The organism is Rhodoferax sp. GW821-FHT10B06, from assembly GCF_059415605.1.
The window spans coordinates 360,674-384,781 of record NZ_JBWKNO010000003.1 but is presented as its reverse complement, the minus strand read 5'-3'; the positions used below and the strand labels follow the sequence as shown (position 1 = coordinate 384,781).

Here is a 24,108-nt window from a genome sequence, read left to right as displayed (position 1 = left end):
CCCGCGGGGCGCCAGAAATCGATAGCCATGCAATCTCAAATGCGTACCACCTACTGCGGTCTCGTGACCGAAGCCCTGCTGGGCCAAACCGTCACCCTGTGCGGCTGGGTGAACCGTCGCCGCGACCACGGTGGCGTGATCTTCGTTGACCTGCGCGACCGTGAAGGCTATGTGCAAGTGGTGTGCGACCCGGACCGTGCCGAGATGTTCGCCGTGTCTGAAACCCTGCGCAACGAGTTCTGCGTGCAGATCAAGGGCCTGGTGCGTGCGCGTCCCGAAGGCACGGTCAACGACAACCTGAAGAGCGGCAAGATCGAAATCCTGTGCCACGAGCTGACGGTGCTGAACCCCTCGGTTACGCCCCCGTTCCAGCTGGACGACGACAACCTGTCGGAAACCACCCGTCTGACCCACCGCGTGCTGGACCTGCGCCGCCCGTACATGCAGAACAACCTGATGCTGCGCTACCGCGTGTCGATGGAAGTGCGCAAGTTCCTGGACGCCCATGGTTTTGTGGACATCGAAACGCCCATGTTGGGCAAGTCCACGCCTGAAGGCGCGCGCGACTACCTGGTGCCCAGCCGCGTGCACGAAGGCATGTTCTTCGCGCTGCCGCAAAGCCCTCAGCTGTTCAAGCAGTTGCTGATGGTGGCCGGCTACGACCGTTACTACCAGATCACCAAGTGCTTCCGCGACGAAGACCTGCGCGCTGACCGCCAGCCAGAATTCACCCAGATCGATATCGAAACCTCGTTCCTCACCGAACAGGAAATCCGCGATATGTTCCAGGGCATGATCACCACCGTGTTCAAGAACACGCTGGGTGTGGACCTGGGCGAGTTCCCGGTGATGACCTTCCAGGAAGCGGCGGCCCGCTATGGCTCGGACAAGCCTGACCTGCGCGTCAAGCTCGAATTCACCGAACTCACCGACGTGATGGCCGACGTGGACTTCAAGGTGTTCTCGGGTGCGGCGACGATGAAGAACGGCCGTGTAGTCGGCCTGCGCGTGCCCGGCGGCGCCAAGGAAGTCGGCGGCCTGAGCCGCAGCGACATCGATGGCTATACCGAGTTCGTCAAGATCTACGGCGCCAAGGGCCTGGCCTACATCAAGGTCAACGAGCTGGCCAAGGGCCGCGACGGCCTGCAAAGCCCGATCGTCAAGAACATCCACGACAAGGCCCTGGCCGAAGTGCTGGCCCGCACCGGCGCGCAAGACGGCGACCTGATTTTCTTCGGTGCCGACAAGGCGAAGATCGTCAACGACGCCATCGGCGCGCTGCGCATCAAGATCGGCCACAGCGAATTCGGCAAGAAGAACGGCCTGTTCGAAAAAGGCTGGCGCCCGATGTGGGTGGTCGACTTCCCGATGTTCGAATTCGACGAAGACGCACAGCGCTACACCGCCACACACCACCCGTTCACTGCGCCCAAGGACGGCCACGAAGACTGGATGGTCACCGCGCCCGAGAAGTGCATCTCTAAGGGCTACGACATGGTGCTGAACGGCTGGGAAATGGGGGGCGGCTCGGTGCGTATCCACCGTGCCGACGTGCAGCAAAAGGTGTTCGACGCGCTGAAGATCACGCCCGAAGAAGCGCAAGACAAGTTCGGCTTCCTGCTGGATGCGCTGCAATACGGCGCGCCCCCGCACGGCGGCCTGGCTTTCGGCCTGGACCGCATCGTGACCTTGATGACCGGCGCCGAGTCGATCCGCGACGTGATTGCCTTCCCCAAGACCCAGCGTGCGCAGGACTTGCTGACGCAAGCGCCTTCGACCGTGGACGAGAAGCAACTGCGCGAACTGCACATCCGCCTGCGCAACCCCATCGTCTAAGCCGCTGCAGCCCTGGGGGCTGCTGGCGTGCACCGAAAGGCCAGCTTTGTCTGGCCTTTTTTTATGGCGAAATTGCTATTGATTGTGTAGCTGCTTGCGCAGATAAATATTGCGCTGGCGGCCTGAAATGCCTAGTATCTCCAGCCCTTTGTCTGGCGGAATTTGTATGAAAACCATAGGCTTGATCGGCGGCATGAGCTGGGAGTCCACCATTCCCTACTACCGCATCCTGAACGAAACCGTGAAGCAGCAGCTGGGCGGCTTGCATTCGGCCAAGGTGGTGTTGTACAGCGTGGACTTCCATGAGGTCGAGCGACTGCAGCATGCGGGTGACTGGGATGCCGCCGGGCTGCTGCTGGCGGGCGCCGCCCGCGCGCTAGCGGCCGCCGGGGCCGACTGCCTGGTGCTGTGTACCAACACCATGCACAAGGTGGCGGCGGCGATCGAGTCGGCCGTCTCGATTCCGCTGCTGCACATCGCCGACCCGACTGGCGCCCAGATACAGCAGGCGGGCTGGCACACCGTGGGCCTGATCGGAACTCGCTTCACCATGGAGCAGGATTTCTACCGCGACCGCTTGCGCGAGCGCCACGGCCTGCGTGTCCTGGTGCCTGAAGCGGCAGAGCGTGACACCGTGCACCGCGTGATCTACGAAGAGCTGTGCCTGGGCCGCATAGAGCCCGCATCCCGCGAGGCTTACCAAAAGGTGATGGCCCAGCTGGTGGCGCAGGGTGCGCAGGCCATCATCCTGGGCTGTACCGAAATTTCGCTGCTGGTGGGCGTGGCCGATGCCAGTGTGCCCCTGCTGGACACCACGGCCATCCATGCGCGCAGCGCGGCAGTGTGGGCTTTGCAGTCCTAAACTTTTGAATGAAATAGGCCGCTGGCGCAGGTATCTTCTGCGCAGGCAGCTATCAAAAGCATAGTAACCACGAACTCAGGATTGCCAGGCCTGGAACTGGCTGGGGGTATGGCCCATGGCGGTCTTGAACATGGCGGCGAAGGCGCTGTCGCTGGTATAGCCGCAGGCCTGGGCCACCTGGCTTACCGGCATGCTGCGCGCCAGCAAGGGCAGGGCATGGGCCAGCACCGCCTGCTGGCGCCATTGCAGATAGCTGGTGCCCAACTCATCACGGAACAGGCGGGCAATGGTGCGTTCGCTGGCGCCGATATGCGAGGCCCATTCGGCCAGCGTGGCCTGGCGGGCCAGGTCGCGCAACACGGCGTCGCACAGGGCGCGCAGACGCTTGTCCTGGGGTAGGCGAATGGCCAGGTGGTGCGGCGCGGCCTGGCTGATTTCCTGCAGGGTCAGCAGCGTCAGGGCGTCCTCGCGCGGGCCGGGTTGCATACCTTCCAGGGCCTGTATGAGTTCTCGCAGCAGCGGCGACACCACCAGCGCACGCGCCTGGGTCCAGCCGGCAGGCGTGGCCGATGCGTGCATGTACACCGTGCGCAGATGGGCGTTTTCCAACATGGTCACGGCGTGCAAGGTGTTGGCCGGTATCCAGACTGCGCGCGACGGCGGCACCACGAAGCTGGTGTGGCCTTGCGGCTCCATGGCGGTCACCTGGATCAAGCCCTGGTCGCAATACGCTAGCTGCACCCAGGCGTGCTGGTGCGGCTCGAAATGCGCGTCCGCTGGCTGCATCTGGGTGCGGCTGCGCACCGGCCGGCCAGGGCTGGGCGTGAAGTTCTGGAAGTCTCCCAGGTCGGCGGATGTGAGCGGGCCTCTGCGCAGCATGGTGGGTTTGGCGTAAATTCGATGAAAACTGTCTATTTAATGCATTCCAGAAGATGCAGGCGAATACTACGATAGTCGCATGTCTACCTCCAGTACCTCCTTACCCTTGCCTCCCACTGCCAGCCTGCGCCACGAGGCCTCCGTGATCGGGCTGGTGGGCACGGCCCACATGATCAGCCATTTCAGCCAGCTGCTGTTGGCGCCTCTGTTCCCCTGGTTGAAGCAGGACTTCAATGCCAGCTACGCGGAACTGGGTTTCTTGATGACCATCTTCTTCGTTGTTTCCTGCGCGGTGCAGATGGCTTCGGGCTTTGTGGTGGACCGGTTCGGCCCGCGCCCTATTCTGTTTGCAGGCCTGGGACTGCTGGGCTTGGCGGCTTTTGGCTTCTCGGCCAGCACCAGCTACGCCATGCTGGCGGCTTTCTCTGTGTTGGCTGGCATTGGCAATGGCGTGTTCCACCCGGTCGACTACACCTTGCTGAACCGCAAGATCAGCGCACCGCGCCTGGGCCATGCCTATAGCGTGCACGGCATTACCGGCAGCCTGGGCTGGGCCTTGGCGCCGGCCATGCTGGTGCCGATTGCGCTGGCGTTCTCCTGGCGCACGGCTCTGGCCGCGGCAGGCACCCTGGCCTTCGCAGTGCTGGCCGTGCTGTGGGTGAACCGCGACAAGCTGGCTCTGCCTGTGTTGCCGGCAGTGAAAGCCGGCGCGCCTGTATTGGAGGGCGGCAGCATGGGCTTTATGCGTATACCGGCGGTGTGGATGTGCTTTGCCTTCTTCTTTTTCTATGCCATCGCGCTGAGCGTGGTCCAGGCTTTTGCGCCCGAAGCCGCGCGCCAGCTGCATGCTGTGCCGCTGGGCATGGTCGCCATGTGCCTGACCATTTACATGGTGTGCAGCTCTGGAGGCATGGTGCTGGGCGGCTTTCTGGCGGCCGACCCCACGCGCTGCGAGCGGATTGTGGGCGTGGGCTTTGGCGTCGCGGCCAGCTTCGCCCTGGTGCTGGCCCTGGTGGATGTGCCGGCCTGGAGCGTGCCCGTGCTGTTCGGCCTGATGGGTTTTGCTGCCGGCACCGGCGGGCCTTCGCGGGACCTCATCGTCAAGCGGGCCACGCCGCCCAATTCCACCGGGCGTGTCTATGGCGTGGTGTATTCAGGTCTGGATATTGGCCAGGCGTTGTCGCCCCTGGTGTTTGGTACTTTGATGGACCACCAGCGCTACACCAGCGTATTCGTGGGCTTGGCGCTGGTGCAGGCGGTGTTGATTGCCAGCGCCTTCAATGTACGCAAGGTCCGGCGCACCGCGCTGGCCGTCTGACGGCGCAGGCAGCACGGGGGGAAGAATGCAGTGTTCCAGCTGCATGCGTCCATGCGGTAAGCCGGTAGCTAAGGCTTGCTCACCATGCGGCTCAGCTGGGCGATGCCAATCGGCGGCTGGCTCAGCCATGGCACCACGAAGCTGCGCTTTGCCAGCCCAGCCGCCATGCGCTCTATCTGCTTGCGTTCGCCCACCAGCCTTGCCGCGAGCAAGGGGTCGTGGGTGCCGGCGGCCAGAACGCTTTTGTTGAGTACCCAGGCATACGGTTCGATGTGGGCGCGGCGCAGATCGTCCTGCAACGCAGCGGCCTGCGACACCGGAGTCGCTTCGGGCAAGGTCACCAGGATGATCTTGGTGTAGCTGCCGTCTTGTAGCCGCATCAGCGGCGTCACAACGTGGCCGGCGTTTTTGCCCTCGAATTCGCGCAGCATCTGCCGGTGGTAGGCGCTGGTGGCGTCCATCAGCAGCAGGGAGTGCCCGGTAGGGGCGGTATCCAGCACCACAAAGGCGCTGCGCGCTTCGCTGACTATGCGCGAGAAGGCATGGAACACGGCCACCTCTTCGGTGCAGGGTGAGCGCAGGTCTTCCAGCAGCAGGGCTTGCTCCTGCGCGTCCAGGCCGGGCGACTTGGCTGCCATGACCTTGTCGATATAGCGCTGTGTCTCCGTCTTGGGGTCGATGCGGTCCACGCGCAGGCCTAGCAGCGCACCGCCAAGCGTGCCGGCCAGGTGTGCGGCCGGGTCGGTGGTGCTCAGGTGCACGGTTTTGCCGCGCTGCACCAAACCGAGGGCAAGTGCTGCGGCAATGGTGGTTTTGCCCACGCCGCCTTTGCCCATCACCATCACCAGGCCATGGTCTGTGGCGGCCAGCGCGTCGGCCAATGCCGCCAGGTCGTGGCCAGCGGTAGCGGGTTCCATCGGCGAGGGCGGGGGCGCGATGGGCAGTGCTTGCCCGGATGACAGCAAGGCGCGCAGAGCGGGCAGTCCAATGGTGTCAAAGGCGCGCAGCGGGATCGTGTCCTGGGGCAAGGCGCGCAAGGACGCGGGCATGTCTTGCAAGGCCTGCAGGCCCAGCGCCTCGATGGCGTTGGCGACGGCATCGTCGCGTTGGCTGGCATGGAACACACTGTTGATCGCCAGGCGTTGGTTGCGCAGGCCCAGCCCCTTCAGCTCTTCAGCGCTGCGGGCTGCCTCGGCGATGGCGCCCTTGTCCGCCCGGGTGACCAGGACCACCGTGGTTTGCCTAGGATCGCTCAGCGCCGCCAGCGCTGCCTTGAAGCGCTCTTCCTGCATCTTCAGACCCGAATGCGGGCCCAGGCAAGAGGCACCTCGGTCGTTGCTAGCGAGGAAGCCACTCCAGGCCTGGGGCAGGCTTAGCAGCCGCAGGGTGTGGCCGGTGGGTGCGGTGTCGAACACGATGTGGTCGAAGCGCGCATCGTGCTCGGACAGCAGCGTGGCGAACTCGTCGAAAGAGGCTATTTCGGTGGTGCAGGCGCCGGACAGCTGCTCGCGCACGGTGGCAAGTTCGGCGACGCTGGCTGCCACACCCATCTGTGCCAATACGCGCTGGCGGTAGGCCTCTGCTGCCGTGTCGGGGTCGATGTTCAAGACCCACAGGCCGGGCGCGCCTGGCACAGCCGTCGGCGTGTTGCGCAGTTCAACACCCAGCATCTCGTCGAGGTTCGAGGCCGCATCGGTGCTGACCAGCAACACATGTTTGCCAGCATCGGCCAGTGCCAGCGCGGCGGCGGTGGAGAGCGAGGTTTTGCCGACGCCGCCTTTGCCGGTGAAGAACAGGTGCCGTGTGGCGTGGGACAGAAAGGCCATAGGCTGCTGAGATGGCGTAGGCATGTTGAGGTCTCCTGGTCACGTTTTACTTGTTGGCTGCAGACTGTCGCCCCATGGCCCATTTCACAGCCTCGAACCACAGCAGGCTGAGGGCGGCCAGGCCCAGCGCGGCCAGCAGCATCCACGGCGCGGGCTGCTCGAATGCAAACAGGCGGCGGATCGGGGCGAAGCCGAGCACCGCGCCCAGCAGTAGCACGGTGGCGGCGCAGGTCCAGCCAAAGTAGCGGTTGCGTGCGGCGTCCTTGCGCCACGAGGGTCGGGTCCAGCTGCGGTTGGCGTAGATCAGGCCCAGGTTGGACAAAACCAGCACGCTGAACACCAGGGCCCGGGCCACGCCCTCTGAGTGCATCCGGGAGGTGGCATATACGGCTAGCAGCAGTACCAGCAGGCCCAGGCCCTGCCACAGGCCACGGAGCAACACGCTGCGGTCGAACAAATGGGCACTGGCCGGGCGCGGCGGCACGGCCATGGCGTCTGCCTCCAGCGGCTCGGCCTCGAACACCACCGAGCAAGCCGGGTCGATGATCAGCTGCAGAAACAAGATATGCACCGGCATCAGCAGCAGTGGCCAGCCCAGCAGCACGGGCAGCAGCGACAGGCCGACGATGGGCAGGTGCACACCCACCACGAACACAATGGCCTTGCGCAGATTGGCAAACACGCGGCGGCCGTAGCGCACCGCTGTGACGATGGAGGCAAAGTCGTCGTTTAGCAGCACCAGGTCGGCTGCCTGGCGGGCCACTTCGGTGCCGCGCGCGCCCATGGCCACGCCGATGTGGGCGGCCTTGAGGGCCGGCGCGTCGTTCACGCCGTCGCCGGTCATCGCCACCACGTCACCGCGCGCGCGGAAGGCCTGCACCAGCCTCAGCTTGTGCTCGGGCTGCACGCGGCAAAACACGTTGGTGTTCGCCAGGCGGGCCTGTAATTCCGTGTCGCTGAGGGCGGCGAGCTCCTGCCCGGTCATGGGCGCTGCACCGCTGGGCAGGCCGACCTGGCGGGCGATGGACAAGGCGGTGGCCGGGTGGTCGCCGGTCATCATCACCACGCGGATGCCGGCGGCGTGGCATTCGGCGATGGCCTGGGGCACATCGGGCCGTACCGGGTCTTCCAGCGCCACAAGGCCCAGGAATACGAAGTCGAAGTCGTGCTGGTTGTCTGGCAGGGGCTGGGCAGGGAACACGGCGCTGGCCACGCCCAGCACCCGCAGGCCGTCGCCAGCCAGGGTGGCGACCTGGGCGGCAATCTGCTGGCGTTGTGCAACGGGTAGGTGGCACAGGTCCACGATGGCCTCGGGCGCGCCCTTGGCGGCGATCATGCGTTCGCGCAGATCGGGCGACTGCCATACACGCGACATGGCCAGCATTTCTGGCGACAGTGGGTAGTCGTCCACCAATGTCCAGTTGGCGTGCAGGTGTTCGGTATGCGCCAGCAGGCGCGCGCCTGCGTCAACGATCGCGGTTTCCATGGGGTCGAAGGCGCGGCGGTGGCTGGCCAGCACTGCGTATTCCAGCACGCCATGCAGGCCCTCGGCCAGCGGGGCATTGCCAGCCTGCAGGCTGTCATATGTCTCTGCGCCGGCGCACAGCCGCCGTACCGCCATGCGGTTGGCCGTGAGCGTACCCGTCTTGTCCACACACAACACGGTGGTGGCGCCCAGCAGCTCCACGGCGGGAATGTTACGGGCCAGCACTTGCTGGCGCGATAGGCGCCAGGCGCCCAGGCCGAGGAATAGCGTCAGGATCACCGGCAGCTCCTCGGGCAGCACTGCCATGGCCAGCGTCAGTCCGGCCAGCAGCCCGCCCAGCCAGTCGCCGCGCAGCAGGCCGTAGGCCACGGCCAGCGCAGCCGCCAGGGCAATACCCACGATGGCCACGGCTTTGACGACGTATTTGGTTTCCTGCTGGATGGGCGTAGTCTCGCTGGCGATGCCTTCCAGCGACTTGCCTATGCGGCCCAGCGTGCTGCGTTCGCCGGTGGCCACCACCAGGCCCTGCCCGCTGCCCTGCGTGACCAGCGTGCCTGAGAAGGCCTGCGCTGCTGCAGCGCCACCGGCTTGCTTCTGCACCGGCACGGATTCGCCGGTGAGTAGGGATTCGTCCAGTGCGAGGTTGGCGGTGTGGGTCAGTTGCAGGTCGGCGGGCACGCGGTCGCCCTCGGCCAGCAGCACCGCGTCGCCGCAGACAAGGTCGCGGGCTGAGATTTTCAGAGGCTGGTCGCCACGCAGCACCAGCGCCAGTGGGCTGGACAGGTCGCGCAGGGCATCCAGCGAGCGTTCGGTGCGCCGCTGCTGCACAAAGCTGATGCCCATCACCACGAACACAAAGCCCAGCAGCATCAGTGCTTCCTGGTGGTCGCCCAGCAGCATGTAGAGCGCGCCGCAGGTCACCAGCAGCAGGAACATGGGCTCCAGCACCACATCAACCACCAGGCGCAACAGGCTGCGCGGCCTGGAGGTGGGCAGGGCATTGGGGCCGTCTTGCGCCAGGCGCTGTTGCGCTTCGGCCTGGGTCAGGCCGGTGGTGTTCAGGCTTGGCGGGATAATGTCCGCCACTATGTTGGCCTGGCGGAATCTGCCGACCAAGCGGAGATGATGACGCTCGCCACCAGCAGGGCAGCCAGGGCGCTGCGAACAATTGAAGTTGTCATAGGGGCTTTCGCTGGATTGAGGTCGTTCGCGCACGAGGCTTCCGCAGCACTTCAGATTTTTGCTGTGCTGTTTAGTCTGACGCCAGCTTGTTTTCTGTTGTTGATGCAGGTCAAGCCATCCATTGCAGCCCCTGGGGACACACTCAGGCCATCTGGCTGATCGTCTTGCGAAAGCGGGCCAGGGAGGCAAAGAAAAATACAGTGCCAATCACCAGAATGGCCAGCAGCTGCGGCCATACCACCGCCAGGCCCGCACCCCGGTACAAAATCGCCTGACCGGCGGACACAAAGTGGGTGGTGGGGGCCACCAGCATCACGTTTTGTACCAGGGCCGGCATGCTTTCACGTGGGGTGGCGCCGCCCGACAGCATCTGCAGCGGCAGCAGCACCAATACCAGCAGCATGCCGAATTGGGGCATGGAGCGCGCCAAAGTCGCCAGGAAAATCCCCAGTGAGGTCGTGGCAAACAGGTGCAGCGCGGCCGCCAGCATGAACAGCGCCACCGACCCTTCGATCGGCACGCCTAAAGCGCCCTGCACCACAAACACCAAGGCTGTCAGCGCAGCCAACAGCACCACCAGGCCCATGGACCACACCTTGGCCAGCATGATCTCGATGGGCGTCACCGGCATCACCAGCAGATGCTCCAGCGTACCGTGCTCGCGTTCGCGTATCAGTGCAGCGCCGGTGAGGATGATGGAGAGCATGGTCACGTTGTTGATGATCTCCATCAATGACCCGAACCAGGCTTGCTCCAGATTCGGGTTGAAGCGCATGTGCAGCACCAGCTCCACCGGCGCTACCGCAGTGCTGCGGTAGCGCTGCACAAATTCGGTTACCTCGCTGGTCACAATCTGCTGAATGTAGCCACTGCCGGTGAACGCCTGGCTCATCAGCGTGGCATCTACATTCAACTGCACTGCGGGGGACTGCCCGGCCAACACGTCGCGCTGGAAGTTGGGCGGGATGTCCAGCACAAAGGTGTACTGGCCGCTGTCCATGCCCGCATCCACTTCGGCCAGCGACACCATGGCAGGGGGCTTGAAGTGCGGTGGGTACAAGCTGGAGATGATGCGCGCCGACAGCGGCGATCCATCCTCGTCCACGATGGCAATCGGCGCGTTGTGCAGGCTCTCGGGCATGGCCGTGGCCGCCACATAGATCGACAGGGTGAAGGTGTAGGCGATCAGCACCAGCATCATCGGGTCGCGCACCAGACTCCACAGTTCCTTCACCCCCAGGCGGTAGATATTGGGGACGCGCATTCAGCGGGCCTGCTTTTTCAGCAGCCATATGGCCGTGACCAGAATGACCGGCGCGGCCAGTAGCAAAGGCCAGAACGATGGGCCCAGGTTGGAGAAGTCCAGCGCCTTGTTGAACACGCCGCGGCAAATCGTCAAGAAGTGCGTGGCGGGATAGATGTGCCCAATCGTCGCCCCCACGCCTTCGAGTGAGGACACAGGATTCGTCAGGCCCGCAAACTGCACGCAGGGGATGATGGTGCCGATCATGGTCACAAATATCGCGGCGATCTGGCTCTTGGTGAAGGTGGACGCCAGCAGGCCAATGCCGGTAGAGCTGAGCACAAACACCAGGGCGGCCAGTGTCAGCGTGGCAAAGCTGCCCTTGATGGGCACGTCAAACACGGTCACGGCCAACGCCGCCATCAAGAAAAAATTGAACATGGCCAGCGCGATGTACGGCAGCTGCTTGCCCAGCAGGAACTCGCTGCGGGTGACCGGGGTGACGTACAGGTTGATGATGGAGCCCATCTCTTTCTCGCGCACCACCGACAGTGCCGTCAGCATGGCGGGGATCATCATCAGCAGCATGGGGATCACCGCCGGCACCATGGCGGGCAGGCTTCGGACGTCGGGGTTGTAGCGGTAGCGCGTCTCGATGCTGGCGGGCGCGGCCACCGACTGGCCTAGCCGGTGGCTGGCCATGTCGGCCAGCCAGGTCGCGTGCATGGCCTGCACATAGCCGCGCACGGTTTCGGCCCGGGCGGGCATGGCGCCATCGACCCATGCGCCCATCTGCACCGGTGTACCGCGCGCTATGTCGCGGCCGAAGCCATGGGGTATCTCAATGGCCAAGGACAACTCGCCGCTGCGCATGCGCTGGTCCAGATCGGCATAGCTGGTGATGGGCGGCTTCTCGATGAAGTAGCGCGAACCGGAGAGGTTGAGCACGTAGTTCTGGCTCAGCGCCGTCTGGTCCTGATCCATCACGGCGTAGGAGAGGTTCTCCACATCCAGATTGATGCCGTAGCCCATGATGCACATCAAAAACGCGGTGCCCAGCAGTGCCAGCGCAGCCCGCACCGGGTCGCGCTGCAGCTCCAGCGCCTCGCGCAGGGTGTAGCTCCAGGCGCGTGCAAAGCTGAAGACGCGTGTGCGGGGAGCCGATTCTGTGCTTTTGCCCGCTACAGGTGCTGCATCGGCCTTGGGTGCGGGAGGTGCGGCCTCTTCCAGATAGGCGATGAAGGCCTGCTCCAGATTCTCCGCGCCACGCTTTTGCACCAGGCCGGCCGGGCTGTCGGTCACCAGCACCCGGCCGGCGTGCATCAGAGAAATGCGGTCGCAGCGCTCGGCCTCGTTCATGAAATGGGTGGAGATGAAGATCGTCACCAGGTCGTTGCGGGCCAGGTCGATCATCAGCTGCCAGAACATGTCGCGCGCCACCGGGTCCACGCCGGAAGTCGGCTCGTCCAGAATCAGCAGCTCAGGTTTGTGCACCATGGCCACCGCCAGCGACAGGCGCTGGCGTATGCCCAGCGGCAGGCTTTCCGGCAGGCTGTTCAAGACCTCGCGCAGATTGAAGCGCTGCACCATGGCGTCCACGCGGCCGGGAATCTCGGCCTCGGCTACCTGGAACAGGCGCGCATGCAGCACCAGGTTTTGCTGCACCGTCAGCTCGCCATACAGGGAAAACGCCTGCGACATATAGCCCACCCGCCTGCGGGTGGCTATGTCCTTGGGGTTCACCTTGCTGCCAAACAGCAGAGCCTGCCCCTCGGTGGCGGGCAGCAAGCCGGTCAGCATCTTCATGGTGGTGGACTTTCCGCAGCCGTTGGAGCCCAGGAAGCCAAAAATCTCCCCGCGCCGGATACGGAAGTCCACCTTGTCCACGGCCAGAAAGTCGCCGAAGCGCATGCTCAAACCCTGGGCTTCAATGGCGATCTCGGGCTGGGCCGACTCCACCAGCGGGGGCACGTGGATGGCATGGTGGTCGTGCCGCTGGGCCTCGGGCAGCAGGGCGATGAAGGCGGCTTCCAGTGTCTCGGTGCCGGTGCGTGCGCGCAGCTCGGCGGGCGTGCCCTGGGCCAGTATGCGGCCGGCGTCCATGGCCACCAGCCAGTCAAAGCGGTCGGCCTCTTCCATGTAGGCAGTGGCCACCACCACGCTCATGCCGGGGCGCTCGCTGCGGATGCTGTCGATCAAATCCCAAAACTGGCGGCGTGATAGCGGGTCCACGCCGGTGGTGGGCTCGTCCAGAACCAACAGGTCGGGGTCGTGGATCAGTGCGCAGCACAGGCCCAGCTTCTGCTTCATGCCGCCGGACAGCTTGCCCGCTGGCCGCGACAGAAACTCTTGCAGCCCGGTGCTGCGTGTCAGGCTGTCGATGCGGCGGCGGCGCTCGGCACTGTTGTGGCCAAACAGGCGGCCGAAGAACTGCAGGTTTTCCTCTACCGACAAGGTGGGGTAGAGGTTCTTACCCAGGCCTTGCGGCATGTAGGCAATGCGCGGGCACACGCTGTTGCGATGTGCGGTGCTGGCCATGTCACCGCCCAGTACCTGCACCTGGCCCTGCTGCACCGCCCGGGCGCCGGCCAGCAAAGACAGTAAGCTGGACTTGCCCACGCCGTCCGGCCCGATCAGGCCCACCATGCACCCGGCGGGCAGGTCCAGCGTGATGTCGATCAATGCCTGCGTCTTGCCGTAGTGCAGATGCACACTTGCCAGCCGCGCAACCGGGGCTGCTGTCACTGCGGCACCTTGACGGTCAACTCCGCAGGCCACACGCTTTGTGCGTCGGTTTTGATCCAGGCCATGCCTGGCACGCCGGTCTTCACTTGTTGCAGGTGTTTTTGCAGCAGCGCAGGGTCGATTTGCGCCTTCACACGGAACATCAGTTTTTGCCGTTCGCTGGCGGTCTCCACCGTCTTGGGTGTGAACTGCGCGGTGCTGGCCACAAACGAAATCTTGCTGGGGATCACATACTGCGGTGCGGCATCCAGCACCAGATGCACCTCGCTGCCCAGCGCCAGCCGGCCGGCGTTGGCCTCGGGCACAAAGAAGGTCATGTACACATCGGACAGGTCCACCAGGCTCAGCACCTTGCCGCCGGCTGCGACCACCTCACCGGGCTGGGCAATGCGGTACTGCACCCGGCCAGCACGCGGTGCGGTCAAGGCGCTGTCGTCCATATCGGCCTGGATGCGTACCACGGTGGCATTGGCGGCCAGCACGGCAGAGCGGGCGGCCGTCACCTGGGTTTCGGCGGCGGCTACGGCGGCGCTGGCCGCTGCCACCTGGGCGCGGGCGGCATCCACCGCGGCCTGCACGCTGCGCACCCGGGCGCGGTCGTCGTCCAGCTCTTGCTCGGACGAAGCGCCTTCACGGGCCAGGATTTGCGAGCGCTGCAGACGCAGTTGTGCCGCGTCGAATTCGCTCATACGCTGCGCCACCACGGCCTGGGCGGCCAGGCGGTCGCTGGCGCGCATGGCCACCTGGGCCACTGCCGTGTCTATGCCGGTCACGGCCTGTTGCGCGCGGGCGCGGGCTTCATCGCGCTGGGCTTCCAGCGTTTGCACCTGCATGTGGCCCAGCACCTGCCCGGCCTGCACCAGCTCGCCTTCATCCACCAGCAGGTCTTGCACGCGCCCGCCAAGCTTGGCCGCCACATTGATTTCGGTGGCCTCGATGCGCCCATTGCTGCTGACGAAACCCGGCCCTGGGCCCTGGGGACGCAGCATGTACCAGGCGAAGTAGCCGGCGGCAGCCAATGCGGCCGCAGCAGCTGCGGTCAGCAGCCAGGGCTTCCATTTTTGGATGAGCGAAGGTGGCGGTGGAGGTTGGGTTGCCGGGCTGGCGGCAACAGTGAGGGCGGTGTTCATGGCGTGCCGTGTTCTGAGGGAGAGGTGTTTTCCAGCGCACCGCCGCCCAGGGCGGCATACAGGCTGACACGGCTGGCCAGCAAGGCGTAGCGCGTTTGCACCAGCTGCTGCTGGGCGGCCAGCAGGTCGCGCTGGGCGTCCAGCACATCCAGGTAGGCGGCGGCGCCGTTGTCAAAGCGCATTTGCGACAGGCGGGCGCGTTCGGTCTGGGTGGCCAGGGTGGTCTGGGCGATGGCGGTCTGCTCGGTCAGCCAGCGGCGGGCCGACAAGGCGTCGGACACGTCACGAAAGGCGCTTTGTACAGCTTTGTCGTACTGGGCCAATGCGATGTCGCGGCGGGTCTCAGTCAGCGCCAGGTTGTTGCGGCGGCGGCCTGCATCGAATATCGGCAACGTGATGCTGGGCGCGAAGCTCCAGGCCTGGCTGCCGCCGGCAAACAGGCCGTCCAGCTCGGCGCTGGCCGTGCCCCAGCTGCTGGTCAGGGCCACGCGGGGGAAAAAGGCCGCGCGTGCGGCACCGATATTGGCGTTGGCGGCTTGGAGCTGGTGCTCGGCGGCCTGGATGTCGGGGCGTAGCAGCAGCAGGTCGGATGGTAGGCCGGCACGCAGCTCCAGTGCCATGCCGGGTGAGCCGGCCGTGGAGGCTAGCTCGCCGGGTATACCCACCAGCAGCGTGAGTGCGTGCATCTGGCTGGCGCGGGCTTGTTGCAGCTGAACCCCCAGCGCCTGGGCCTGGGTGAACAGTGTTTCGACCTGCGTCAGATTCAGCCGCGAGGTGGCGCCCACCGCCACCCGGCGCTGAAAGATGCGCAGGCTCTCGGCCCGGCTGGTGGTGGTTTGCTGGGCCAGGGCGATGCGCTCGTCCAGCTCGCGCAGCGCAAAGTAGCTGTTCGCCACCTGGGCGACCAGGGCCACGGTGGCCGCCTGGCGGGCCGCATCGGTGGCCAGGTAGCTCTGCAGCGCGGCGTCTTGCAGGCTGCGGACCCGGCCCCAGAAGTCAATCTCCCAACTGGCCATGCCCAGCGCCACCTGGTACTGGCTGCCCAGCAGCGGCTTGCCGGTAAAGCTCAGGTCCGCCGGGGTGCGCGAGCGGGTGGCGCCAGCCTGGGCCGCCAGCGTGGGGTAGGCATCTGCACGCTGGATGCCATAGGCGGCGCGGGCTTCATCGACCCGTAGCACCGCGGTGCGCAGGTCGCGGTTGTTCGCCAGCGCCTGGGCAATCAGGCTATGCAGCGCGGGCTCGCTAAAGTAGTCGCGCCAGCCGGTGGCAGCGGCTTGGGCGCCTTCTTGCGTGGTGTCGGGGGCATAGTGGTTGGCGACCGGAAGTGCGGGGGCTTCATAGGGCGGCGCCATCGACGCGCAGCCCGCCAGAAGCAAGGCTGCCACCAGCATTGCGCTTTTGCGCAGCCCGTGTTTACTATGGTTTTTATAGCTGCTAGCGCAGGTAGATATTGCGCTAGAGGTCTTTTCTTTATAAATCATCGTGCGACGGGTCTACCTATGGGATCAGGGCGGACCTGGGTGCCAGCGGTGCCGGCCAGCAGGGCTTCGATGTCGTCCAGCGACCCGATGACGGCGCGGCGGCCGGTAGCGATGACGAAGGCGCAGGCGGCAGCGACCTTGGGCCCCATTGACCCGGCAGGCCAGCTGTGTCGCGCTAGCTCCTGCGGCGTGACTTTGCCCAGGGCGCGCTGGCTGGGCTGGCCCCAGTCCAGGTAGACGGCGGCCACATCGGTGGCGATCACCAGGCAGTCGGCCTGGAGTTCGCGTGCCAGCAGGCTGCTGCACAAATCCTTGTCGATGACCGCCTCCACGCCCTGCAGGCTGTGGCCGTCGGCGCGCCTGGCGACGGGTATGCCGCCACCGCCGGCTGCAATCACCAGCGCGTCGTGCTCCAGCAGCCAGCGTATGGCATCCAGGCCCAGCACGCGCAGCGGCTGGGGCGAGGCGACCACGCGCCGCATGTTGTCGCCGTCAGCGGCCATCTTCCAGCCCTTGTCGGTGGCCAGCTGCGCCGCCTGGCTGGCGGTGTACACCGGGCCTATGGGTTTGCTGGGATGGGCAAAGGCGGGGTCGAGCGGATCGACCTCCACCCGCGTCAACAGCGTGGTGATGGCACGCGTGGCGGGCAGCAGGTTGGCCAGCTCCTGCTCCAGCAGGTAGCCAATCATGCCCTCGGTCTCGGCCCCCAGCACGTCCAGCGGGTAGCTGTCCACGGCGGTGTCCAGTGCGGTATAGGCGGCGGACTGCAGCGCCAGCAAACCCACTTGCGGCCCGTTGCCGTGGGTCAGCACCAGCGTGTGGGTGTGGGCGATGCGTGCCAGCTGGGTGGCGGCGCGGCGGATGTTGGCCAACTGGTTGTCGGCGCTCAGCGCCTGGCCGCGCCGCAGCAGCGCATTACCGCCCAAAGCGACGACGATCTTCATGCCAGTGTGGCCACCAGTACCGCCTTGATGGTGTGCAAGCGGTTTTCGGCCTGGCTGAAGACGATAGAGGCATCGGATTCGAAGACTTCGTCGGTGACCTCGATCTCGCTCAGTCCATAGCGCTCGTGGACCTGGCGGCCCACCTCGGTGTCCAGGTTGTGGAAGGCGGGCAGACAGTGCATGAAGCGCGAGCGCGGCTTATGGGTGGCCTGCATCAGCGCGGCGTTGACCTGGTAGGGCAGCAGCTGGTCGATGCGCTTCTTCCACACCTCGTCCGGCTCACCCATGGAAACCCACACATCGGTGTAGACAAAGTCGGCCAGCGCCACGGCTTTGAGCGGGTCGGTCTCCAGGGTGATGCGGGCGCCGGTGCTGAGGGCCAACTCGCGCATCTGTGCCACCAGTGCTGCCGGTGGCTGCAGCTCTGGCGGAGCGGCGATACGCACGTCCATGCCCATCTGCGTGCCGCCAATCAGCAGCGAACAGCCCATGTTGAAGCGTGCGTCGCCCAGGTAGCAGAATGACAGCTCGTGCAGCGGCTTTTCGCCAAACTCCTGCATGGTCAGCAGATCGGCCAGTACCTGGGTGGGGTGGGCTTCATCGGTCAAGCCATTCCACACCGGCACATGGGAAAAGCGCGCCAGGTCTTCCACCACGCTCTGGTGAAAGCCGCGGTACTCGATGCCGTCGTACATCCGGCCCAGCACCCGGGCCGTGTCTTTCAGCGATTCCTTGTGGCCCATTTGCGAGCCTACCGAGTCGATGTAGGTCACGTGGCCACCCTGGTCGTGCACCGCGACCTCAAAAGCGCAGCGGGTGCGGGTGGAGGCTTTTTCAAAAATCAGCGCGATGTTCTTGCCCTGCAGCCTAGGGTGTTCTGTGCCGGCTGTCTTGGCGCGTTTCAGGTCGGCGGCCAGGTCCAGCAGGTAGCGGATGTCGTCGGGGCTGAAGTCTTGCAGCGTCAGCAGGCTGCGGTTGCGGAGGTTGAAGGCCATGGGGGTTTCTCTGGTTAGATGGGGTCGCGTTCGATGGGGCAGGACATGCAGTGGCTGCCGCCCCGCCCGCGCCCCAGCTCGCCGCTGGGCACGGTGATGACCTCCACCCCGGCCTTGCGCAGCAAGGTATTGGTGTAGGTATTGCGGTTGTAGGCCATGACCACGCCCGGGGCCAGGGCCAGCAGGTTGTTGCCGTCGTCCCACTGTTCGCGCTCGGCCTCATAGCTGTCGCCGCCGGTGGCTACGCTGCGCAGCCGGGGCAGGCCGATGGCGGCGGCGACCACATCCAGGAAGGGCTGTGTTTCGGTGCGCACATCTAGCGTGCCTTCGGTTTTGCCGGGGCGCAGGCTGTGCACGCGGATGGCATCCACCACGTCGGGGAACACCGTCACCAGATCCACGTCGCAAAAGCTGAACACGGTATCCAGATGCATGGCGCCGCGTGATTTGGGCAGTTGCGCGGCCAGCACGTGGGTGGCCGCACCCTGTGCGAACAGGCGCCGGGCCAATTGGCTGACGCCCTGTGGCGAGCTGCGTTCGCCCATGCCGACCAGTACCACGCCGTGGCCCACCGGCATCACGTCACCGCCTTCCAGCGTGGCCAGGCCGTGGTCTGTATCCGGGTCGCCCCACCATTCGGTGACGCTGCCTGCAAATGTGGGATGGAAGCGGTACACCGCCGCCATCAGCAGCGTTTCCTGGCGCCGGGCCGGCCAGTACATGGGGCTGAGCACCACACCCGTGCCAATCCAGCAACTGTTGTCGCGGGTGAATAAGGTGTTGGGCAGCGGCGGCAGCAGAAAATCGGCGGGGCTGGCGCAGCAGGCCAGCAGGCCGTCCATCTCAAACGGCAGCTCGGCCCGGGCTACACCGCCGATCAGGTGTTGGGCCAGCAGCGCGGGTGGCAATGTCTCCAGCCAGGGGCGCAGCTGCGCGGCAGTTTCTGCGTCTACGAAGTTGGGGCCGAGCTTGCGGTCCAGCAGCCAGGTGCGTGCGGCGGGGATGGCGACTGTATCGGCCAGTAGGTCGTGCAGTTCCAGCACTTCCACGTCGCGCTCGGTCATGGCCGAGGTGAAGGCGTCATGGTCGTTACGGGCCTGCGCCACCCACAGCACATCGTCAAACAGCAGCTCGTGGCAGTTGGCGGGGGTCAGGCGCTTTTGCGCCAGGCCGGGGCGGCAGACCAGCACTTTGCGCAGGCGGCCAACTTCGGAGTACAGGCCTTTGGGCAGGGTTATCATGGTGATGCGTCCGGTTCTATAAGCTGAGTTGGCCCACGCTGAGCAAGTAGGCGGCGACCAGGGCCAGCGCCACCAGCAGCGCCAGTACCAGCCATTCCCAGGGGGTGAAGGCTTTTTCAGCGCGCTGGCGTTTGGCCACGATGTACAGCAGCGCACCCGGTGCGTAGAGCAGGGCGCTGAGCAGCAAGTACTTCAGCCCAGCGGCATACAGCAGCCAGCCGCAATACACCGTGGCTAGAGCGGCGATAGCGATGTCACTGCGGTGCTGTGCAGCCCGTGGACCTTCGCCGCGCCAGGTCAGGACCAGGCCGTAGACGGCGCTGAACAGATAGGGCACCAAAATCATTGCCGTGGACAGCGAGATCAGCGCCAGGTAGGACGCCTTCCAGAACAGCGTGACCAGCAAAAACACCTGCACCATGCCGTTGGTCAGCCACAGCGCGTTGGCGGGTACGGCTTTGCTGTTTTGTTGGGACAACCAGGATGGCATGACACCGCCACCTGCAGGGGTGAACAACGACTCCGCCGCCAGCAGCGTCCAGGCCAGGAAGCCACCGCCAACCGAAACGATCAAGCCCAGGGTGATGGCCACCGCGCCCCAGGTGCCTACCGCTTTCTCCAGCACGCCGGCCATGGACGGGTTTTTCAGCGCGGCCAATTCAGGCTGGGTGGTGATGCCCAGCGACAGCAGCGATACCGCCATCAGCAGCAGCAAACACAGCAAAAAGCCGATGACGGTGGCGCGACCCACATCTTTGCGGTCGCTCGCACGCGCTGAATAGACGCTGGCCCCTTCGATGCCGATGAACACCCACACGGTGACCAGCATGGTGCTTTTGACCTGGTCCAGCACCGAGCCCAGCTTGGCATCGCCCCAGAAGTCCAGCCGGAAGGTATCCACCTGGAAGGCCATGGCCACCAGCACGATGAACAGCAGCAGCGGCACCACCTTGGCCAACGTGACCACGGCGTTCAGCACCGCTGCACCTTGTATGCCGCGCAGCACCAGTGCATGGATGACCCACAGCGCGACCGAAGCGCCCAGCACCGCGGCGGGTGTGTTGCCTTCGCCCAGTACCGGGAAGAAATAGCCCAGCGCGCCAAAGGCCGCTACCAGATAGCCCACGTTGCCAATCCAGGCGCTGATCCAGTAGCCCCAGGCCGAATTGAAACCCACGTATTCGCCCGACAAGGCCCGGGCATAGGCGTAGACGCCGTTGTCCAGCTCCGGCTTGCGCAGCGACAGGATTTGGTACACGCGGGCCAGGGTCAGCATGCCTACACCGGTGATGATCCAGCCCAACAGGATGGCTCCTGCACCGGCGCCCGCCGCCATGTTCTGCGGCAACCCGAAGATGCCACTGCCAATGATGGAGCCCACCACCAGCGCCACCAGCAGGCCGAGGCCCAAGGTGCCTGGCGCGCGCGCCTGTACAAGCGGGCTTGGTGTTGCAGCGTTCATGGTGTTATCTCTTGCATGGATGGGAGGATCGGGCCTGGTTCGGCGCTTGCACTAATGTTGTACAGACCGGTATCGGGTCGGCTGATCTATGTCAATGTTTCGCGCGGGTACTGCAAGTTAGACCGCTTATGCAAGCTGGATTGCGGGCTTGAAGTGCCAGCCTGCAGGAGCAGCTTCCCGATCAGGTTGTTGCAAGCCATTTAAGCCTCTAGCGCTTATTCTGTCTGCGTGGATAGCTATCTTTATTGATACTGCACGACGCCGCACTAAGCAAGGGCGTGGGACGGCAATTGGGCCTGCAGCGACCGCACTTGGCGCTCCAGCGCCTCGATGCGGTTGAGGTGACCGAGCAGCAAGGCCACGCTGAACAGGTCCAGGTCAAAGTCCTTGCGCAATTTGGCCGCAGTGCGTAGCGGGGCCACCCATTCGGCGCTGAAGGCGGACTCTTGCGGGGCGGCTTGTAGGGGGGCTAGCGGCACCAGGGCGCTGTAGTCGATCAGCTCTTCCAGGTCGGCGGTGCCCATTCCGCAGCAGCGGGATAGTTCGGCCAGGGTCATGGTCTCGCTGGCATCCAGCCAGACCCATTCAACGAGGGTGAGGTTCATGGTGTGACTCCTTGGGTGGCGTTTGGCGTGGATTGAAATGGGAGATGCGCGACAGCTCCACATACAGCTCGCGTTCCCGGTCCGACAGCGTGGTGGGTACCTCAATATGGACAAGTGCATAGAGGTCGCCGAACCCGTTTTTTCCTTGGGACAGGCCCCGGCCTCGCAAGCGCAACTTGCGGCCTGAGCGGGTGCCTTGCGGCACGGTCAGCAACACCGGGCCGTCCAGCGTGGGCACCTCGATTTCCGCACCCAAGGTCGCTTCCCACGGAGTCAGCGTCAGGTCAAAGTACAGGTCGTGGTGGTCCGGGCGGAACAAGGGATGGGGCGCCAGCGTGATGTGCAGGTAGATGTCGCCATCGGCCCCACCGTTGCGCCCCTTGCCGCCTTTGCCGCGCAGCCTGAGCTTTTGGCCCTCGCGCGTGCCGGGTGGGATGCTGACCTCCAATGTGCGCGTGCCACTGGTATCAGCCAGGTTCAGGTTGAGTGTGCAGCCCCGGTGTGCGTCCTCCAGGCTGATCTGTACCGTGTTTTCATAGTCATGGCCGGGTGTGGCCACAGGTGCGCGGGCCGATCCTCGGCGGCCGTGGCCCATGGCCGCCAGCAGGTCGGCCAGGTCCATGTCGTCAAACGATGCAGCATCTGCCGCATGTTCGTGCCGCCATTGGGGTGGTGGTGCAAATTCTTCTCCAGCCGGTGGCTGGCCTAGCGCGTCGTAGGCGGCCCGCTTCTCGGGGTCCTTGAGGGTGGCGTAGGCCTCAGCGGCATCCTTGAAGCGGGCTTCGGCATCGCTTGCCTTGGAGACGTCGGGGTGGGTCTGGCGCGCCAGTTTGCGATAGGCCTTTTTGATCTGGTCCAGGCTGGCATCGCGCGGTAAGCCCAGCGTGGCGTAGTAGTCTTTGTATTGCATAGCGGGTGGCCTTACGTAAAAGACGCATTCATGGGCCGGGTGTTCTGCACCCATGTACCCGAACCTTAGGTTGCCGCGTTGCTGGCCGGCTTGTGCACGGCGAATGTATGGCCGCAGAAACCCATTCCCATGGTGTCCGCATCTGCGCCGGACAGGCTGATCTATGTCAAGGTTTTGCTTGGAACTTGCAGCTGTGGAAGTTCAGCAGCTATCTCTGTAGCCGGGCAACGCAGAGTCAATGATTGACAGCAGATGACATAACAAGCTGTGCCTGCGCCACTATGGTGGTGGGCGCAAGGGTGCTGCGCATAGAGCATTTGTCTACACACTGCACATCCACAGCAAGGGGGCAGGGAAATCCAACAGAAAAAAGGTTGCGACCTGTCCGGGTGTCCCGTTTTGATGGTCGGGGTGAGAGGATTCGAACCTCCGGTCTCTACGTCCCGAACGTAGCGCTTTACCTGACTAAGCTACACCCCGCAGAAGCGATGCCAGAACTGCATAACCCACTATACGGGCTAAGAGCGGCGCTCCAATAATTGAGCTGCTAATTGTAGCAAACCATCGGTATAGGCATTGGGCTGGAAGTGCTTTGTTGCCTCTATTGCGCGCTGTGCTTCGGCTGCCGCGGCCTGGCGGGTGACGTCCAGTGCGCCTGTGCTTTTGACGATGGCGATGATCTCTTCCAGGCGCTCGGTTTCACCTGTCTCGATGGCTTGGCGTATCAGTGCGCACTGAGCGGGGGTTCCGCGTTGCATGGCGGCAATCAGGGGTAGGGTGGCCTTGCCTTCGCGGAGGTCGTCGCCCAGGTTCTTTCCCATTTCGGTGGCATCGCCGTCGTAGTCGAGTACGTCGTCAATGACCTGGAATGCAGTGCCTAGCGCTTGGCCGTAATCGGCGCAAGCTTGCTCCACTTCGGGGCTGCTGTTGGACAGCAAGGCTGCCAGGCGCGCGCTGGCCTCAAACAGCTTGGCGGTCTTGGAGCGGATCACCTTTAAGTACGCCGCCACATCGAGTGAGGCGTCGTGCATGTTCACCAACTGCATGACTTCGCCTTCGGCGATCACGTTGGTGGCATCTGCCAGGGTTTGCATGATGCGCATGTCCTTCGCATCCACCATCATCTGGAATGCGCGGGAGTACAGGAAGTCACCTACCAGCACACTGGCCGGGTTGCCAAAGGCTTCGTTGGCGGTGGGACGTCCGCGGCGCAGTGTGGATTCGTCCACCACGTCGTCGTGCAGCAGGGTGGCGGTGTGGATGAACTCGACCACGGCCGCCATATTGAAGCGCTGTGCCTCGCGGTAACCCAGTGCGCCGCAGACCAGCAGCAGTATGGCCGGTCGCAATCGCTTGCCGCCAGCCGAGATGATGTACTGCGACACCGTGCCTACTAATGGCACGCCGGAGGCGAGTCGTTGCGCTATGACGAGATCTACCTCACGCATGTCATCGGCAATGAGTGCGAGGGTGTCGGCTGTGCGGGATGAGTTGACGGACAAAATATGAAACCGGGAGTTGGCCAATTATATGAAGGTCGCAAACCCGTTATGAGATAGATAGCAGGGCCTGCGCAGCTTATCGGCAAAGAATGCTAGAATCTAGGGCTCTGTGGAAATTGGTCTGCAGATTAAGTGAAGAGGTCAAGCATGTACGCGGTCATAAAAACCGGCGGCAAACAATATCGTGTTGCTTCCGGCGAAAAAATTAAAGTAGAACAGATTGCTGCGGACGTAGGCCAAGAGATCGTGTTCGACCAGGTTCTGGCAGTCGGTAACGGCAGCGAGATCAAGGTTGGCACGCCCTTGGTGTCCGGCGCAACGGTCACAGTCACGGTTGTGGCGCATGGTAAGCACGACAAGGTGGGCATTTTCAAAATGCGCCGTCGTAAACACTACATGAAACGTCAAGGGCACCGTCAGCAGTTCACCGAACTGCAAATCGGCGCTATTGCGGCATAAGG

At 64.4% G+C, this 24,108-nt stretch carries 18 protein-coding genes and 1 tRNA gene; 4 read left to right on the top strand and 15 right to left on the bottom strand.

What is annotated here, in order from left to right; translation table 11 throughout:
* Positions 1-27: 27 nt before the first annotated feature.
* Positions 28-1,836, top strand: a complete 1,809-nt coding sequence (gene aspS / locus AC07O2_RS07135; RefSeq protein ID WP_495075034.1) for an aspartate--tRNA ligase — start codon at positions 28-30, stop codon at positions 1,834-1,836.
* A 166-nt stretch (positions 1,837-2,002) separates the two neighbouring features.
* The gene (locus AC07O2_RS07130) at positions 2,003-2,698 is read left to right on the top strand and encodes an aspartate/glutamate racemase family protein (RefSeq protein ID WP_495075033.1); all 696 of its coding nucleotides are present in this window, start codon (positions 2,003-2,005) and stop codon (positions 2,696-2,698) included.
* A gap of 75 nt (positions 2,699-2,773) precedes the next feature.
* On the opposite strand, the gene AC07O2_RS07125 is transcribed toward AC07O2_RS07130, so the two are convergent.
* Positions 2,774-3,577, bottom strand: coding sequence for an AraC family transcriptional regulator (locus tag AC07O2_RS07125; protein ID WP_495075032.1), 804 nt, complete (start codon positions 3,575-3,577; stop codon positions 2,774-2,776).
* 79 nt (positions 3,578-3,656) lie between these two features.
* Here AC07O2_RS07125 and AC07O2_RS07120 point away from each other — a divergent pair, with 79 nt between their 5' ends.
* Positions 3,657-4,895 (top strand): MFS transporter, encoded by a 1,239-nt coding sequence (locus tag AC07O2_RS07120; protein WP_495075031.1) that lies wholly within the window; start codon positions 3,657-3,659, stop codon positions 4,893-4,895.
* Between the two features lie 68 nt (positions 4,896-4,963).
* Here AC07O2_RS07120 and arsA read toward each other — a convergent pair whose 3' ends face one another.
* The 14 genes from arsA to AC07O2_RS07050 form a co-directional block, all read right to left on the bottom strand.
* Positions 4,964-6,745, bottom strand: coding sequence for an arsenical pump-driving ATPase (arsA, locus tag AC07O2_RS07115; protein ID WP_495075030.1), 1,782 nt, complete (start codon positions 6,743-6,745; stop codon positions 4,964-4,966).
* Positions 6,746-6,767: 22 nt separating this feature from the next.
* The gene (locus AC07O2_RS07110; protein ID WP_495075029.1) at positions 6,768-9,293 is read right to left on the bottom strand and encodes a cation-translocating P-type ATPase; all 2,526 of its coding nucleotides are present in this window, start codon (positions 9,291-9,293) and stop codon (positions 6,768-6,770) included.
* 238 nt (positions 9,294-9,531) lie between these two features.
* On the bottom strand, positions 9,532-10,653 hold the full coding sequence (locus AC07O2_RS07105) for an ABC transporter permease (protein ID WP_495075028.1): 1,122 nt from the start codon (positions 10,651-10,653) through the stop codon (positions 9,532-9,534).
* Entirely contained in the window at positions 10,654-13,377 is a 2,724-nt protein-coding gene (gene rbbA, locus AC07O2_RS07100) for a ribosome-associated ATPase/putative transporter RbbA (protein WP_495075027.1), read from the bottom strand.
* Positions 13,374-14,366 (bottom strand): HlyD family secretion protein, encoded by a 993-nt coding sequence (locus AC07O2_RS07095; protein ID WP_495075095.1) that lies wholly within the window; start codon positions 14,364-14,366, stop codon positions 13,374-13,376. Before AC07O2_RS07095 ends, rbbA begins: the two co-directional genes overlap by 4 nt.
* A gap of 137 nt (positions 14,367-14,503) precedes the next feature.
* A complete protein-coding gene (locus AC07O2_RS07090; protein WP_495075026.1) occupies positions 14,504-15,898 on the bottom strand; it encodes an efflux transporter outer membrane subunit in 1,395 nt (464 codons plus the stop codon).
* A gap of 86 nt (positions 15,899-15,984) precedes the next feature.
* Positions 15,985-16,932, bottom strand: coding sequence for a carbamate kinase (arcC, locus tag AC07O2_RS07085; protein ID WP_495075025.1), 948 nt, complete (start codon positions 16,930-16,932; stop codon positions 15,985-15,987).
* Positions 16,929-17,927 (bottom strand): ornithine carbamoyltransferase, encoded by a 999-nt coding sequence (gene argF, locus AC07O2_RS07080; RefSeq protein ID WP_495075024.1) that lies wholly within the window; start codon positions 17,925-17,927, stop codon positions 16,929-16,931. The genes arcC and argF overlap by 4 nt, the downstream gene beginning before the upstream one ends.
* A 14-nt stretch (positions 17,928-17,941) precedes the next feature.
* Positions 17,942-19,168: an arginine deiminase gene (locus AC07O2_RS07075; protein WP_495075023.1), complete on the bottom strand. Its 1,227-nt coding sequence runs from the start codon at positions 19,166-19,168 to the stop codon at positions 17,942-17,944.
* Between the two features lie 16 nt (positions 19,169-19,184).
* The gene (arcD, locus tag AC07O2_RS07070; RefSeq protein WP_495075022.1) at positions 19,185-20,630 is read right to left on the bottom strand and encodes an arginine-ornithine antiporter; all 1,446 of its coding nucleotides are present in this window, start codon (positions 20,628-20,630) and stop codon (positions 19,185-19,187) included.
* A 266-nt stretch (positions 20,631-20,896) separates the two neighbouring features.
* Positions 20,897-21,235, bottom strand: a complete 339-nt coding sequence (locus AC07O2_RS07065; RefSeq protein ID WP_495075021.1) for a chaperone modulator CbpM — start codon at positions 21,233-21,235, stop codon at positions 20,897-20,899.
* Positions 21,216-22,145, bottom strand: coding sequence for a DnaJ C-terminal domain-containing protein (locus AC07O2_RS07060; RefSeq protein ID WP_495075020.1), 930 nt, complete (start codon positions 22,143-22,145; stop codon positions 21,216-21,218). Before AC07O2_RS07060 ends, AC07O2_RS07065 begins: the two co-directional genes overlap by 20 nt.
* A 403-nt stretch (positions 22,146-22,548) precedes the next feature.
* Positions 22,549-22,625 (bottom strand) — tRNA-Pro (locus AC07O2_RS07055).
* 38 nt (positions 22,626-22,663) lie between these two features.
* Entirely contained in the window at positions 22,664-23,593 is a 930-nt protein-coding gene (locus AC07O2_RS07050) for a polyprenyl synthetase family protein (RefSeq protein ID WP_495075094.1), read from the bottom strand.
* Between the two features lie 201 nt (positions 23,594-23,794).
* Here AC07O2_RS07050 and rplU point away from each other — a divergent pair, with 201 nt between their 5' ends.
* Positions 23,795-24,106, top strand: a complete 312-nt coding sequence (gene rplU / locus AC07O2_RS07045; protein WP_092756606.1) for a 50S ribosomal protein L21 — start codon at positions 23,795-23,797, stop codon at positions 24,104-24,106.
* Positions 24,107-24,108: the final 2 nt, after the last annotated feature.